Origin of the sequence: Streptomyces sp. CA-251387 (assembly GCF_050936625.1) — a bacterium.
Lineage (GTDB): Bacteria > Actinomycetota > Actinomycetes > Streptomycetales > Streptomycetaceae > Streptomyces.
On record NZ_JBNJMJ010000001.1, the window covers coordinates 2,184,519 to 2,197,320 of the forward strand.

A 12,802-nucleotide genomic window follows, 5' to 3' on the forward strand; every position below is an offset into this window, starting at 1 on the left:
GTTGCCGCCGCCCCACCGGTCGCGACTGACCTGTTCCACGCTCCACCCTCGTCCCGGCACCCATGTATGTCCCCGGAGGGATCCCGTTGCCGAGCAAGAAGTCCGCGCGTCTCGCCGCGCTCACCGTCGCCGCCGTCTGCTCCGCGGCGACGGTCACCCAGGCAGTTGTCCTGCCCTCACCGGCGCACGCCGACTCCGTGCGCATCCATGACATCCAGGGCAGCACCCGAATATCCCCGTACGCCGGCAAGCAGGTCACGGACGTGGCCGGAATCGTCACCGGCGTGCGCACCTACGGCTCCTCCAGAGGGTTCTGGATCCAGGATCCGAACCCCGACGCCGACCCGGCCACCAGCGAGGGCGTCTTCGTCTTCACCAGCTCCGTCCCGAAGGTCGCCGTCGGCGACTCGGTCCTGGTCTCGGGCACGGTTACGGAGTACGTCCCGGGCGGCGCCTCCTCCGGCAACCAGTCGCTGACCGAGATCACGCGTCCGACGGTCACCGTCGTCTCCAGCGGCAACGCGGTCCCGGCCGCCAAGGTGATCGACGCGAAGTCGGTCCCGGCCGCCTACAGCCCCGCGGGCGACACCGCCGCGGGCGGCTCGGTCAACGGCCTGCCCCTGGAGCCCGCCAAGTACGCCCTGGACTACTACGAGTCGCTGGAGGGCGAGAACGTCCAGGTCGCCGACACCCGCGTGGTGGGCGCCACCGACCCGTACACCGAGCTGTGGGTCACGGTGAAGCCGTGGGAGCACCGCAACCGCCGCGGCGGCACGGTCTACGGCTCCTACGAGTCCCAGAACACCGGCCGGCTGCAGATCCAGTCGCTCGGCAAGCCCGCCGACTTCCCGGTGGCGAACGTCGGTGACGTCCTGGAGGGCACCACGGCCGGCCCGCTGGACTACAACCAGTTCGGCGGTTACACCCTGGTCGCCAACCAGCTCGGCACCCTCAAGAGCGCCGGTCTGGAGCGGGAGACCACGCAGCAGCAGTCGCGCGGCGAGCTCGCGGTCGCCACGTACAACGTGGAGAACCTCGACCCGTCCGACGCGACGTTCGAGGAGCACGCCTCCGCGATCGTGAACAACCTGCAGTCGCCCGACATCGTGTCCCTGGAGGAGATCCAGGACAACAACGGCGCCAAGAACGACGGCACGGTCGCCGCCGACCAGACGCTGGCCAAGCTGACCGACGCGATCGTCGCGGCGGGCGGCCCCAAGTACGACTGGCGCTCGATCGACCCGGTGAACAACACCGACGGCGGCGAGCCCGGCGGCAACATCCGCCAGGTGTTCCTGTTCAACCCGGAGCGGGTCTCCTTCACCGACCGCGCGGGCGGCGACGCCACCACCGCGGTCGGTGTGACGAAGGAGCGCGGGAAGGCCGCCCTGACGGTCTCCCCCGGCCGGATCGACCCGGTGAACGCGGCCTTCACCAACAGCCGCAAGCCGCTGGTGGGCGAGTTCGTCTTCCGCGGCAAGACGGTCTTCGTGATCGCCAACCACCTCAACTCCAAGGGCGGCGACCAGGGTCTGACCTCTCAGTACCAGCCGCCGGCCCGGACCTCGGAGATCCAGCGCCACGCGCAGGCGACGGCGATCCACTCCTTCGTCAAGGACATCCTCGACACGCAGAAGAACGCGGACGTCATCGCCCTCGGCGACATCAACGACTTCGAGTTCTCCGACACCGTGAACATCCTCGAGGGCGACGGCGAACTGTGGTCGGCGATCAAGTCGCTGCCCAGGAGCGAGCGTTACTCGTACGTCTACCAGGGCAACGCCCAGACGCTGGACCAGATCCTGATCAGTCCGTCGATCCGGCGCTCCTGCGACTTCGAGTACGACAGCGTGCACATCAACGCGGAGTTCAACGACCAGATCAGCGACCACGACCCGCAGGTGCTGCGGTTCCGGCCGTAGCCGGCAGGCCCGCCCGGGCTCAGGACTGGCTGAACACGCCGTTCAGCCAGTCCTGCCAGGCAGCTTCGCACTCCTTGATGTCGGCGCCCGGCGTGAAATCGTGCAGCGAGATGCCGACCGGGTAGCCCCAGTGGTTGCGTCCGAAGACGCGGGTGAGGCCCCGGTCCGTGCGCAGCCCGATGAAGTACGGGTCGCGATAGTCGACCACGGCGTCGAACTCGTCGGGCCCGTGGACCGTCACCCGCGTCCCGGCGGCCACGTCCTCCCCGACACCCAGCGCTCGCCCGACGGCGGCGAGAGCGTCTGCGGCCTTCGACGCCTCGGGGCCGTCGAACGTCGCGAACGCGGCCGGCCGGGGCGCGAAGTGGACCAGGTACTCCCGCAGGGTGTGCAGATAGAAGTCGGTGTGCTTGGCGGCGCCGTCGTACTGGTTGTCCCAGTCGTCGACGAAGATCCCGCTGTGCACGTACCGCACCCAGGCGCGCCGGCCCTCGTCGCGCGGTTCGATGGTGTAGTCGAGCTGGTTGGCGGTCTGCTCGGCGATGCCCTCGACGTCCTCGACGCGGTTGGTGTAGCGGTGCGGCGGGTCCCAGGCGGTGACGGTGGACCCGAAGGGCCCCTTGCCCCCGACCTTGGGCTCCGGCGGCTCCATCGGCCACAGGTAGCCACCGGTCCCGGTGGTGATCGCCTCCCACACCTCCTGAGGGGTGGCGTCGACCTCGAACTCGCGGGCGATCTCGAATTCCTTTTTCTCTGACATGGCGGGCTCCTGGGGCCTACTGCTCGATTTCCTGGGCGGGCTGCTGGTCCTCGACCGTGGGCTGTTCCTTGATCGTGGGCTGTTCCTTGACCGTGGGGTGGACGGCGACGACGATCCGGTGGTCCCGGCCGCCCTCGGCGTCGGGTGCGTCGTACTTGCGGATCAACGCGCTCACGCCCGCCGTCAACTCCTGGATGAAGGCGGCACGTTCGGCGGCCGAGGCGAAGCGGACCTCGCCGTCCAGCGCGTACGTCGCCAGCCGTTTGCGGGCCTTCGCCGCGCCGGTGATCAGCGAACCGACGTCCCGGACGAGCCGGGCGCCGAGCGCGAGCAGCCAGCGGGCGGAGAGCTGGTCGCGGAAGCGGTCCGGGTCGGGCTGCACGGAGGCGAGCGCGAGCGGCGAGATCACGTACGACGCGGCGGTCGCCTGCATCAGCCGCTCGGTGACGTTGCCCTTGCGGCGCTCGCCGGCCAGCTCGACCAGGCCGTGCCGTTCCAGCGCCTTGAGGTGGTAGTTCACCTTCTGCCGGGGCAGCCCGACCTTGCCGGCCAGCATGGTGGCCGACGCGGGCCCGGCCGCCAGCTCGGCGAGCAGCCGGGCCCTTATGGGGTCAAGGGAGACGGCTGCGGCCTCGGGGTCCTCGATGACGGTGACGTCCAGCATGCGTCCACCGTCTCACCGAAAACTTTTTTTGTCCAGACGGATCGAGTGTTCGGCGCGGGCCATGGGGCGGCGGCCAATGAGTGTGGGGCGGGTCAGTGGGTGTGCGGCGGGCCAGTGGGCGTGCGGCGGCCAGTGGGCGTGCGGCGGGTCGGCGGAACTCAGTCGGGTACGAGGCCCAGGGCGTGGTCGTACCGGTCGACCGTGCTGCCCTTCAGCCCGGGCCAGTTCTGCACGCGCTCCCACAGCGCGGACCCCGAGCCGACGCCCTCACCGGGCTTGGCCAGGGCGTCGATGTGGTGCTGGGCGGTCTCCCACTCGGCGTAGTTGAGGACCCGCGTGCCGTCGGTGCTCAGGTGGAAGTGGGCCGCGATTCCGCCGGGATGCGGGTTCGGCTCGCTGTCCAGGGCCTCGAAGACTGCGTCGACCCAGGCGCGCTGCCGGTCGGGGTCGGGCCCCTCGAACTCGACGTCGACGATCACGATGCAGCCCGGCACCCGGGTGTCGTGGTCGTCCCGGGTGCCACTGCGGTAGTGCCGGTATCGGTCGAGCCTCAGTCGCTCGATTCCGGGTACGGCGGTGTCGATCTCGTCGTTGCGCTCCTGGCGGTGGGTTTTGACGAAGGCGTCGTAGGCCTGCTCGTTCCTCCACTGCGAGTAGTGCAGGAGGGTGGAGCCGTCGTGGCCGGCGTAGACGTGGTAGCCGAGGAGGCCGGCGGCGGGCCAGGGGCGGCGCTCCCAGGTGCCGGCGATGGCCTCGACGGCCTGCTTCTGCCGTTCGGGGGTGCCGACGCGCCAGGTGCTGAAGAAGGGTGCCCCGACCTCGGGGCGGGTGAGGTCGGGGTGGGTGTCGGTACGGCGGGTCATGGTACGGCGGGTCATGGCGGACTCCCGTGGCTCGGTGAGGGGTGATCGGTGCTGATCGGTGCTCTCTGCACCGACCACCCTTCAACCTCAACCGAGCTTCAGGTCAAGCGTGTTGGGGTGAGACCCGCGTATGGGGTGGACCCGCATGGAGGCGGCCGCCTCACGGGTACTGGCGCTGCTTGCGCATCACCTCCACCACGATCACCGCCAGGACGACCGTGGCCACCACCGGCGCCGGATGCCGCAGCCCGAACCGGACGGCGGTCCGGAGCGGATACGGCACGTTCTTCTCCACGGTCTGACCCGCCCGGGTCGCCCGGTCCTGCACCGTGTGTCCGGCCTGGCCCGCCCGGCCCTGGACGGCATGACCGGCATGGCTCGCCCGGTCCTGCACGGCGTGGCCCGCATGGCTCGCCCGGTCCTGCAGGGTGTGGCCCGCCCGCGTCGCCCGGTCCTGCACCGTGTGGCCAGCCTGGGCCGCGGTGCTGCGCAGCTGCACGGTCATCGCGCCGGCCTTGTCCCGCAGGTCGGCGGCGCGGGCCCGCGCTCGGCCCTTCACGTCCGCCTTGCCCGCCAACTCCTCGACGGTGTCGCCGAGTTGCTTCCTGGTCCGCTCGATCTGGCGGCGCAGCTCGTCGGGTCCCTTGGCGCCGCCGGCCGCCTTTCCGACGGTCGCCTTCGCCGCGGAGTGGGCCTTGCCGCCCTTGTCTCCCGCCTTCCTGTGCGTCATCGATGCGCCCTTTCCCTGATCTCCTCGACATCGGCCCTGACGCTGCCGAGCGTCTCCTCGGGCCTGGGGGGTGCGGCCCGCCGCAGCTGGGCACGGCCCGCCGCGGCCAGCAGGCCGGCGAACAGGAACAGCGCCCCGGTGACGATCAGTGCCGCGGCCCAGACGGACAGCGTCAGTGAGAGTGCGGCGGTGGCCGTGCCGGCCAGGGCGAGCAGACCGGCGTAGGCGACGGCACCCGCCGCGCCCAGCAGTCCGCCACCGCGTCCGGCGCGCCGGCCCTTGGCGGCCAGCTCCTCCTTCGCGAGGGCGACCTCCTGTCGCACGAGGTGGGAAAGCTGCTCGGTGGCCTGGCTGACGAGTTCGCCCACGGAGTGGTGTTCGTCGCGCACGGGCCGCGCGGTGTCCGTGGTCCCGGTCACGGTGCTCCGCCTCCTCTCGGTTTCGGAACACTCCGGGTACCCGGCGGGGCCCCCGCTACGCCGGACACCGGGACGCATCTGCCGGGTGGCTGCCGTACGCGGTCTGCGGGTTCCGTCGTGGCCGGTCACGCCCACGCGGCGGAGCCGCATATCGATACAGCCCCGCGCCCCTTGGGGGCGCTTCACGCCCCGCCGGATTTCCTCCTACCGCCCCTTGGCTCCCCCACCACTTTTCCCCTCCCCGAGCCGGGCCAGCTGGGCCTGGAACCAGTCGAGGCGGGCCTGCAACAAAGCAGCCTCGGCGGCGAGTTCGGGTACGCCCAGCTCGTCGGTGTCCCCGAGGCCGGCCACCGCCCCGGACGCCGCCTTCCCGGCCACCACCCGCAGCCCCTCCCCCGCCAGCCGGGCGAACCCCGCGAGCGAGACGGACGTACGGCCGCGCAGGCATCCCGCGCAGGAGGGGGCGAGCGCCCGCCAGCCGGGGCGGCCCCAGCCGGCGTCGGCCAGGGCGGCGGCGACCGTACCGCAGGCGCACGGGCCGACCGTGGCGGTGCGCACCCGCTGGCGGGCGTAGCGGAAGCCGCGCTCGAAGCGGATGTACCGGCCCAGCACGGTGACGTCGAGCAGCACGGCCGCCCGGTGCTCGGCCGTGCACAGCAGCGCCTCCGCCGCCGTACGGTCGTGCACACAGTGGAAGCCGCAGTCGCAGCGGCGGCTCGGCGCCCGGTGCCGCAGGCCGTAGACGCAGGACGCGTCGGCCAGGACTCCGTACGGCAGCGCGCCACCCAGCGACACACCGGTGAAGGCGGCCCGGGTGCCGTCCTGGGACAGCATCGGGTGGGCGATCTTGTATCCGGTCGGCGGCTCCGTCGGGCGTTCCTCCGGAAGCCGCAGCCTCATCGGGCGGCCGGGGCCTCTTCGGGCGCGGCCGCCTCGACGGCCGTGATCTCCGCGATCTCCTCGGCCAGTTCGAGTTCTTCGTCGTGGGTCTGCGGCCGCTCTTCCGCGACTCCGGTGGCGAGTGCCTTGCCGAGCTTCATGACGCCTCCCATGACCAGGGGTCGTTGACCGTCCCGGCCATGGTGACCCATCACGGCCGACTTTGGACATAGGGCCTACAACGGCCAAGGACGCCCACGACACCCACCATTCCTCAGCGTTGCTTACCGGCACCTCGTAGAAGAATTAAGTGGAGCTACGCAATTGCCGCGCCGACACTACTCTTATGACGACGACCGCCGCCTCCGCGCCTCCCTTCGGCCGCGCCCTGTGCGCCATGATCACGCCTTTCACCGAGGCGGGATCGCTCGACGTCGACGGCGCGCAGCGGCTCGCCGACCGGCTGGTGGGGGAGGGCTGCGACGGCCTGGTGCTCTCCGGTACGACGGGTGAGTCGCCGACCACGAGCGACGCCGAGAAGTCGGAGTTGATCAGGGCCGTTCGGGAGGCGGTGGGCGACCGGGCGTCGGTCGTCGCGGGTGTGGGCACCTTCGACACCCGGCACACCGTCGAGTTGGCCCTGGCGGCCGAGAAGGCGGGCGCGGACGGCCTGCTGGTGGTCGCGCCGTACTACAGCAAGCCCCCGCAGGACGCCGTCGAGGCCCACTTCCGCGAGGTCGCCGACGCGGCCGGGCTGCCGCTCGCGCTGTACGACATCCCGGGCCGCACCGGCACCCGCATCGAGCCGGAGACGCTGATCCGGCTCGCCGAGCACCCGCGGATCGTCGCCGTGAAGGACTGCTCGTACGACTTCCTCGCCGCCCAGAAGGTCCTCGCCCGCACGGAGTTGGCGTACTACGCGGGCTGCGACGAGCACAACCTCGCGCTGTACGCGGTGGGCGGTGCGGGGTATGTCAGCACGGTCGCCAACGTGATCCCCCGTCATCTTCGTTCCGTGCTGGACGCGTTCGATGCCGGCAACACCGCCGTGGCCGCACACCTCCAGCAACGCGCCACGCCGCTCATCGAGTTGATGATGGCCTCGGGCCTGCCGGGCACCGTCACCGCCAAGGCGCTCCTCAACGCCCTCGGCCTGCCCGCGGGCCCGGTCCGCGCACCACTGCGGGCCGCCGGCCGTGAGGCGGTCGACGGCCTGCTGGCGGCGTACGCGGAGTTGACGGCCGGCTGATCGGCGCTCGGCGAAGGCGGGCTGCCTACCCCGCCATACCGCCGCGGCCGGCCCGTCGCCGGAACCATTCGTGGAACAGGGCGGGGCCCGTACCGCATCCGTGTGCGGTACGGGCCCGGCCCGGCGCTCGGCCCGGTGCGCGGTCAGCCCCAGCGGTATCCGTCGCCGAGGAGCAGGAAGTGCTCCAGCACATCCTCCATCGGATCGTCCACCTGACCGACGTTGACCAGCCCGATGCGGGGACCGTTGTGCGAGCCCGTGTTGGTCTCGTCGGCGTACGCGGTCCCGACCGGGAGCCAGCACGCCCCCGCCAGGGTCAACGCACCGACCACCAGGCGCAGTACGGTCCTCGTCCGCTCGTTCATCTTCACTCGACCCGTCATCGGCCCTCGGTCCTCATCTCGTCGGTTCGGCGTGTGATCGGACACTGCGTCCACCCGTTCATCTGCCTGGACCGCACTGAGGTCACGTGGAGTAACCCGTACGTGAGCGCGCCGCCGCGCCTCGGTTACGACGCCGGCGTCGGCGCGGGAGTGGGCGCGGGCGCGGGAAGAGTGGCGGAGAACGCCATCCACCTCACATGACCCTGCTCCTGGTGCGCCGCCTCGCAGGACCAGCCCGCTGACAGGCAGCCGAGTACGGGAAAAGCGAGCGGAGTGAGTACTCACTCATTGACGGAGTGAGTACTCACTCCGTACGCTCGCGGTCATGACTGCTCCCAAGGAGAACCAGACCCCCCGACGCCGCGCCCCCGGCATGTCGCCGGAGCAGCGGCGCGCGATGATCATCCAGACCGCGATCCCGCTGATCGCCGAGTACGGCGCCGCGGTGACGACCGCGAAGATCGCCCGCGCCGCGGGCATCGGCGAGGGCACGATCTTCCGGGTCTTCGCCGACAAGGACGAGCTGCTGCAGGCCTGCATGGCCGAGGCGCTCTCCCCCGAGCACGCGGTCCGCGAGCTCGACGCGATCGACGTATCCCAGCCGCTGCCCGACCGGCTCGCGGAGGCGGCCGAGGCGCTGCAGGCGCACCTGTCCAGGATGGGCGCGATCGCCGGCTCGCTGGGGCATCGCGGCGGCAAGCACCCCGGCACGGTGCGCGGCGCGGGCCGCACCGAGTCGACGACCCGTATCCGCGCGGCCCTCGCGGAACTGCTGGAGCCCGACAAGGCCGCCCTGCGCCGGCCGCCGGAGCAGATCGCGGCCCTCTTCTTCGGGCTGCTCTTCACCCAGCCGCGCACGGAGGACGAGCCCGACCTGACTCCGCAGGAGCTGGTGGAGGTCTTCCTGCACGGGGCGCTCTCGGGAGACGCCAAGTGAGCGCGCGAAGAAGGCGCCTGGGGGTTACGGCCCTGGCCGTCCTGGCCCCCGTCCTGGTGTGGCTGGTCGCGGACCCGCTGCTGGGGCACCGGCTGCGGATCGCCGACGGCGAGCAGACCCTCGACATCGGCGCCGCGCCCGTGGCGGTCGTCGCACTGCTCGCGTCGCTCTCCGGCTGGGGACTGCTGGCCGCCCTGGAGCGGTTCGGGGCGCGGCGCGCCCGCGCCATCTGGACCGGGGTGGCCGGCGCCGTGCTGGCCGTGTCCTTCCTGCCGTTCGTCGGCGACGGCATGGACGGCGGCACCCGGGTCTCCCTCGCTCTGATGCACCTGGCGGTGGCGGCGGTGCTGATCCCGGGGCTGGCCGGCAGGTCCCCCGGGGCGGCAGCCGCTGCCGCCAGGGGGTGACCGCCGGCACCAAGTACGCCGCGAACGGCACCAGATGGAGGCGGCCCGGCTGCGCGGCGTCGCGCAGCCGGGGATGACCGTCAGAGTGCCCACGCGATGGAGATGAAGAGCGAGACCTGGTGGGTCGGGCCGAGGCCCAGCAGGAGCGGACCCTCGTGGCCAGTTCGCTGCGATGGCCGCCGCCGGGATGGTCAGGCGGATGCGAGCGAGGTCGGGGATGTCTGGGGTGGGGTCGGAGACGGGATTGGCCACCGGTGATCATCGACTGCATTCCTGACGCCGTCCGCACCCGCGAGCACCGCGACGACCCCGTCCACGACGGGCTGATCGCACTCACTCCATGACGGCACGCCACCAATCCTTGCGAAACGGCACAGGCGTCAGCCAATGGCTCATTGCACCCAAGTACCCCTCGCCACGCCCCGTTCCGTGGTAAACGTCTATCCTCCTCCCGCAACCAGCGCATTAGTTGACGACTTACGACAGAGGAACACGTGCGGACCGAGATCAGACACAAGAGGGCGCCTTTTACGGCATCAAGATACAGCAGGATAGATACAGCCATTCAGACACTAAGCGCGACCTTTCCTGGAATGTCCATCGAAGTGGAAGGAACAGGAGCAAAGGGCGCAGTACACCTGACAGGATCAAGCGTCACGGATCTCAAAAATCAAGCGACAGGCATGAAAGAACTCCACCACCTACTGATCAAGGCGTCAGGAGCCTCAACCCCAAACGCCGATTCAATCCATATCGAGTTTGGGAATCCGGAAGGACCATCACGATTTCAAGCATTTCGAGGGTGGTTCCGCAGGGTGCAAACTTGGGATGTCAGGATCACGACTCGAAGCGCAAGCGCGCAAGATGCGGATCGAATGCTCGCAGCAGCATTGTCGGCCCTGCGCGGAGAGAGGATAACCACACTGCGCGTCGGCGCCTTTTCCCTGCTTCCTGCGATCCTAGAAATTTTTGGTGCCGTATTTTTCGTGGGCCTGACAGTGCTGGGCATAGACCTCAGTGACGGCCCGTACGCTGTCGCACTGTTGAGCATGTTCTATTGGCGGGCCGCCTTCTTCATCTATCCAAACAGCGCACACATATTCCTGAGGGATCCCCGGGGACTGCATGGAATACTTAGCTGGAGCCCGACCCCACGAACGCAAGCCCTATGGACTGTAATTGGAGGCTTCGCCGGTCTCGCGGCCCTGGTTATTGCAATCCTGGCATGGCTGGCACCTCAAGGTAGTACGTGACGGACTTGGGGAGGTGTCTCCTATGCGCGAGCACCCTGTATGCGCGAGCGCCCTCCCGGGCCGTCCTCGGGCCGTGGAAGGGCGCTCAACGATGACCAACCCCAACAACTGCCGACAACTCGGCAGCAGGTCAGGATGTTGATCGATGAGGCGGCCGCAGGTTACGGCCGCCGTTGATCAGTTGTGGCTGTGCAGGATGTCGTTCAGGCCGCCCCAGACCGCGTTGTTCGGGCGGGCTTCGACGGTGCCGGTGACCGAGTTGCGGCGGAAGAGGATGTTGGAGGCGCCGGAGAGCTCGCGGGCCTTGACGATCTGCCCGTCGGGCATGGTGACACGGGTGCCGGCGGTGACGTACAGACCGGCCTCGACGACACACTCGTCGCCGAGCGCGATGCCCACGCCCGCCTCGGCGCCGATCAGGCAGCGCTCACCGATGGAGATGATCACGTTGCCGCCGCCGGACAGCGTGCCCATGGTCGACGCACCGCCGCCGATGTCGGAGCCGTCACCGACCACGACACCCGCGGAGATACGGCCCTCGACCATGGACGTACCGAGGGTGCCCGCGTTGAAGTTCACGAAGCCCTCGTGCATGACGGTGGTGCCCGCGGCGAGGTGGGCACCGAGCCGCACGCGGTCGGCGTCGGCGATGCGTACGCCCTTGGGCGCCACATAGTCCGTCATGCGCGGGAACTTGTCGATGGACGTCACCTGAAGGTGCAGCCCCTCGGCCCGCGCATTGAGCCGGACCTTCTCGATGTCGTCCACGGAGACCGGGCCGAGGGAGGTCCAGGCGACGTTGGCGAGGAAGCCGAACTGGCCCTCCAGGCTCAGGCCGTGCGGCTTGACGAGCCGGTGCGACAGCAGGTGCAGGCGCAGGTACACGTCGTGGGCGTCGATCGGCTTCTCGTCGAGCGAGGCGATGACCGTGCGGACCGCGACGACCTCGACGCCCCGGCGCGCGTCCGGCCCGATCGCCGCGGTGGCGCCACCACCGAGCAGCTCCGCGGCACGCTCGGCGGACAGCCGCTCGCTGCCGGCGGGACCGGGCTCGGCGACGAGCTCGGGCGCGGGGAACCAGGTGTCGAGAACAGTGCCGTCAGCAGCGATCGTGGCAAGGCCGGCGGCCACGGCGCCGGTGGTGCGAGGAGCAGTCGTGTCGGTCATAAGGGCAACCTAACGTGACCCCCACCGCGGGAGCGAACCGACGGGGGTGCGTCTCACGTGCCGGGCGGTACGGCGAGACGCCGGCCCGCATCATTCACCCCGTCCGGCGTTCGAGGACGAAGCCCGCACCTTGAATGCCGGCCCGCATCATTCAGCCCGTCCGGCGTTTGAGGACGAGGCCCCTTCAGGGCCGAAGCGGGGGTCTGGGGGCCGCAGGCCCCCAGGAACCGGGGTCGAAGGGGCGGAGCCCCTTCAGGATGGGACGGGTAGGGGCGGCGGGGGCGAAGAACACACGGCGGTCACGGAATGACCCGCGCCAACACCTCCCGCGCGTACTCCTCGTCATAGGTGCCCCCGGCAAGCAGCACCTGCAGACAGATCCCGTCCATCAACGCCACCAGCGCCCGCGCCGTCACCGCATCCGTACGACGGGACAACCGATCGGCAAGATCCTGCGCCCACTCCGCCGCAACCGGCCGCAGCGCAGGACGACGCAGGGCGGCGAGATAGAGCTCGTACTCCAGCTCGACGCCCGTCCGGTCCCCCGCAAGCCACTCCCCCATCCACCCCGCGAGCTCGGTGGCCAGGTCGGCCCCCGGGTCCTCCAGCCCACCCCGCGAGGCGATCACCTCGGCAAAGCCCTCATTGGCCTGACGCAGGGCGGCGACCAGCAGATCGTCGAGGGTCTTGAAGTGGTACGTCGTGGAACCGAGCGGCACATCCGCCTCGGCGGCGACGGTGCGATGGCTCAGCCCCCCGATCCCCTTCTCCCCGACGACCCGAATCGCCGCATCGATGATCCGCTGCCTCCGCTCGGGGTCGTAGCGCCGAGGCATCAGTGCGCGCCCCCCAGATTCAGCACCACCACACCGACGATGATCAGCGCTATCCCGGTGGCCTTGGCGACCGTCATCCCCTCGCCCAGGAACAGGATCCCGATGGTGGCGATGGCCGCGGTGCCGACACCGGACCAGATCGCGTACGCCGTGCCGACCGACACCGTCTTCAGGGTCTGGGCGAGCAGCAGGAACGAGACGGCGTACCCGAGCACCGTCAGCACAGACGGCCAGAGACGGCTGAACCCGTCGCTGTACTTCAAGGCGGTCGTACCGCCCACCTCGGCGGCGATGGCAGCCGCGAGCATCAGGTATCCCATGTGTACGAGCGTA

At 70.2% G+C, this 12,802-nt stretch carries 16 protein-coding genes; 5 read left to right on the top strand and 11 right to left on the bottom strand.

The genetic code is table 11. The features are described from left to right. Positions 1-86: 86 nt before the first annotated feature. Positions 87-1,922: an endonuclease/exonuclease/phosphatase family protein gene (locus ACQEV2_RS09695; RefSeq protein WP_433038653.1), complete on the top strand. Its 1,836-nt coding sequence runs from the start codon at positions 87-89 to the stop codon at positions 1,920-1,922. Positions 1,923-1,941: 19 nt separating this feature from the next. Here the strand turns inward: ACQEV2_RS09695 and ACQEV2_RS09700 are convergent, their stop codons facing one another. The 7 genes from ACQEV2_RS09700 to ACQEV2_RS09730 form a co-directional block, all read right to left on the bottom strand. Further along, positions 1,942-2,682, bottom strand: coding sequence for an SRPBCC family protein (locus tag ACQEV2_RS09700; protein ID WP_433038655.1), 741 nt, complete (start codon positions 2,680-2,682; stop codon positions 1,942-1,944). Between the two features lie 16 nt (positions 2,683-2,698). Next, on the bottom strand, positions 2,699-3,346 hold the full coding sequence (locus ACQEV2_RS09705) for an ArsR/SmtB family transcription factor (RefSeq protein WP_433038658.1): 648 nt from the start codon (positions 3,344-3,346) through the stop codon (positions 2,699-2,701). A gap of 158 nt (positions 3,347-3,504) precedes the next feature. Beyond that, on the bottom strand, positions 3,505-4,209 hold the full coding sequence (locus ACQEV2_RS09710) for an antibiotic biosynthesis monooxygenase (protein ID WP_433054315.1): 705 nt from the start codon (positions 4,207-4,209) through the stop codon (positions 3,505-3,507). A 160-nt stretch (positions 4,210-4,369) separates the two neighbouring features. Beyond that, positions 4,370-4,939 (bottom strand): DUF3618 domain-containing protein, encoded by a 570-nt coding sequence (locus ACQEV2_RS09715; protein ID WP_433038661.1) that lies wholly within the window; start codon positions 4,937-4,939, stop codon positions 4,370-4,372. Continuing rightward, positions 4,936-5,358 (bottom strand): phage holin family protein, encoded by a 423-nt coding sequence (locus ACQEV2_RS09720; protein WP_433038663.1) that lies wholly within the window; start codon positions 5,356-5,358, stop codon positions 4,936-4,938. The genes ACQEV2_RS09715 and ACQEV2_RS09720 overlap by 4 nt, the downstream gene beginning before the upstream one ends. Before the next feature lie 204 nt (positions 5,359-5,562). Next, entirely contained in the window at positions 5,563-6,258 is a 696-nt protein-coding gene (locus ACQEV2_RS09725; protein WP_433038665.1) for a hypothetical protein, read from the bottom strand. Beyond that, complete coding sequence (locus ACQEV2_RS09730; protein WP_433038668.1) at positions 6,255-6,398, bottom strand: hypothetical protein; 144 nt, start codon at positions 6,396-6,398, stop codon at positions 6,255-6,257. Before ACQEV2_RS09730 ends, ACQEV2_RS09725 begins: the two co-directional genes overlap by 4 nt. A 185-nt stretch (positions 6,399-6,583) precedes the next feature. On the opposite strand from ACQEV2_RS09730, the gene dapA reads away from it, so the two are divergent. Continuing rightward, positions 6,584-7,486: a 4-hydroxy-tetrahydrodipicolinate synthase gene (gene dapA, locus ACQEV2_RS09735; RefSeq protein WP_433038671.1), complete on the top strand. Its 903-nt coding sequence runs from the start codon at positions 6,584-6,586 to the stop codon at positions 7,484-7,486. A gap of 143 nt (positions 7,487-7,629) precedes the next feature. Here the strand turns inward: dapA and ACQEV2_RS09740 are convergent, their stop codons facing one another. Further along, on the bottom strand, positions 7,630-7,869 hold the full coding sequence (locus tag ACQEV2_RS09740; RefSeq protein ID WP_433038674.1) for a hypothetical protein: 240 nt from the start codon (positions 7,867-7,869) through the stop codon (positions 7,630-7,632). Positions 7,870-8,194: 325 nt separating this feature from the next. Here ACQEV2_RS09740 and ACQEV2_RS09745 point away from each other — a divergent pair, with 325 nt between their 5' ends. The 3 genes from ACQEV2_RS09745 to ACQEV2_RS09755 all read left to right on the top strand — a co-directional run bounded on the left by ACQEV2_RS09745 (position 8,195) and on the right by ACQEV2_RS09755 (position 10,466). Further along, entirely contained in the window at positions 8,195-8,806 is a 612-nt protein-coding gene (locus ACQEV2_RS09745) for a TetR/AcrR family transcriptional regulator (RefSeq protein WP_433038676.1), read from the top strand. Next, entirely contained in the window at positions 8,803-9,213 is a 411-nt protein-coding gene (locus tag ACQEV2_RS09750) for a DUF6069 family protein (RefSeq protein WP_433038678.1), read from the top strand. Before ACQEV2_RS09745 ends, ACQEV2_RS09750 begins: the two co-directional genes overlap by 4 nt. 593 nt (positions 9,214-9,806) lie before the next feature. Continuing rightward, entirely contained in the window at positions 9,807-10,466 is a 660-nt protein-coding gene (locus ACQEV2_RS09755; RefSeq protein ID WP_433038680.1) for a hypothetical protein, read from the top strand. A gap of 177 nt (positions 10,467-10,643) precedes the next feature. On the opposite strand, the gene dapD is transcribed toward ACQEV2_RS09755, so the two are convergent. The 3 genes from dapD to ACQEV2_RS09770 form a co-directional block, all read right to left on the bottom strand. Further along, on the bottom strand, positions 10,644-11,633 hold the full coding sequence (dapD, locus tag ACQEV2_RS09760) for a 2,3,4,5-tetrahydropyridine-2,6-dicarboxylate N-succinyltransferase (RefSeq protein ID WP_433038682.1): 990 nt from the start codon (positions 11,631-11,633) through the stop codon (positions 10,644-10,646). Between the two features lie 299 nt (positions 11,634-11,932). Next, positions 11,933-12,469 carry a TetR/AcrR family transcriptional regulator gene (locus tag ACQEV2_RS09765; protein ID WP_433038684.1) on the bottom strand — a complete coding sequence of 179 codons (537 nt, stop codon included), beginning with the start codon at positions 12,467-12,469 and terminating at the stop codon, positions 11,933-11,935. Further along, positions 12,469-12,789, bottom strand: coding sequence for a DMT family transporter (locus tag ACQEV2_RS09770; protein ID WP_433038686.1), 321 nt, complete (start codon positions 12,787-12,789; stop codon positions 12,469-12,471). Before ACQEV2_RS09770 ends, ACQEV2_RS09765 begins: the two co-directional genes overlap by 1 nt. Between the last annotated feature and the right edge of the window lie 13 nt (positions 12,790-12,802).

Coding starts and splice junctions, on each gene's coding strand:
- ACQEV2_RS09700 (WP_433038655.1), bottom strand. CDS start 2,682: ATGTCAGAGAAAAAGGAATTCGAGATCGCCCGCGAGTTCGAGGTCGAC.
- ACQEV2_RS09705 (WP_433038658.1), bottom strand. CDS start 3,346: ATGCTGGACGTCACCGTCATCGAGGACCCCGAGGCCGCAGCCGTCTCC.
- ACQEV2_RS09710 (WP_433054315.1), bottom strand. CDS start 4,209: ATGACCCGCCGTACCGACACCCACCCCGACCTCACCCGCCCCGAGGTC.
- ACQEV2_RS09715 (WP_433038661.1), bottom strand. CDS start 4,939: ATGACGCACAGGAAGGCGGGAGACAAGGGCGGCAAGGCCCACTCCGCG.
- ACQEV2_RS09725 (WP_433038665.1), bottom strand. CDS start 6,258: ATGAGGCTGCGGCTTCCGGAGGAACGCCCGACGGAGCCGCCGACCGGA.
- ACQEV2_RS09730 (WP_433038668.1), bottom strand. CDS start 6,398: ATGAAGCTCGGCAAGGCACTCGCCACCGGAGTCGCGGAAGAGCGGCCG.
- dapA (WP_433038671.1), top strand. CDS start 6,584: ATGACGACGACCGCCGCCTCCGCGCCTCCCTTCGGCCGCGCCCTGTGC.
- ACQEV2_RS09740 (WP_433038674.1), bottom strand. CDS start 7,869: ATGACGGGTCGAGTGAAGATGAACGAGCGGACGAGGACCGTACTGCGC.
- ACQEV2_RS09745 (WP_433038676.1), top strand. CDS start 8,195: ATGACTGCTCCCAAGGAGAACCAGACCCCCCGACGCCGCGCCCCCGGC.
- ACQEV2_RS09755 (WP_433038680.1), top strand. CDS start 9,807: ATGTCCATCGAAGTGGAAGGAACAGGAGCAAAGGGCGCAGTACACCTG.
- dapD (WP_433038682.1), bottom strand. CDS start 11,633: ATGACCGACACGACTGCTCCTCGCACCACCGGCGCCGTGGCCGCCGGC.
- ACQEV2_RS09765 (WP_433038684.1), bottom strand. CDS start 12,469: ATGCCTCGGCGCTACGACCCCGAGCGGAGGCAGCGGATCATCGATGCG.
- ACQEV2_RS09770 (WP_433038686.1), bottom strand. CDS start 12,789: ATGGGATACCTGATGCTCGCGGCTGCCATCGCCGCCGAGGTGGGCGGT.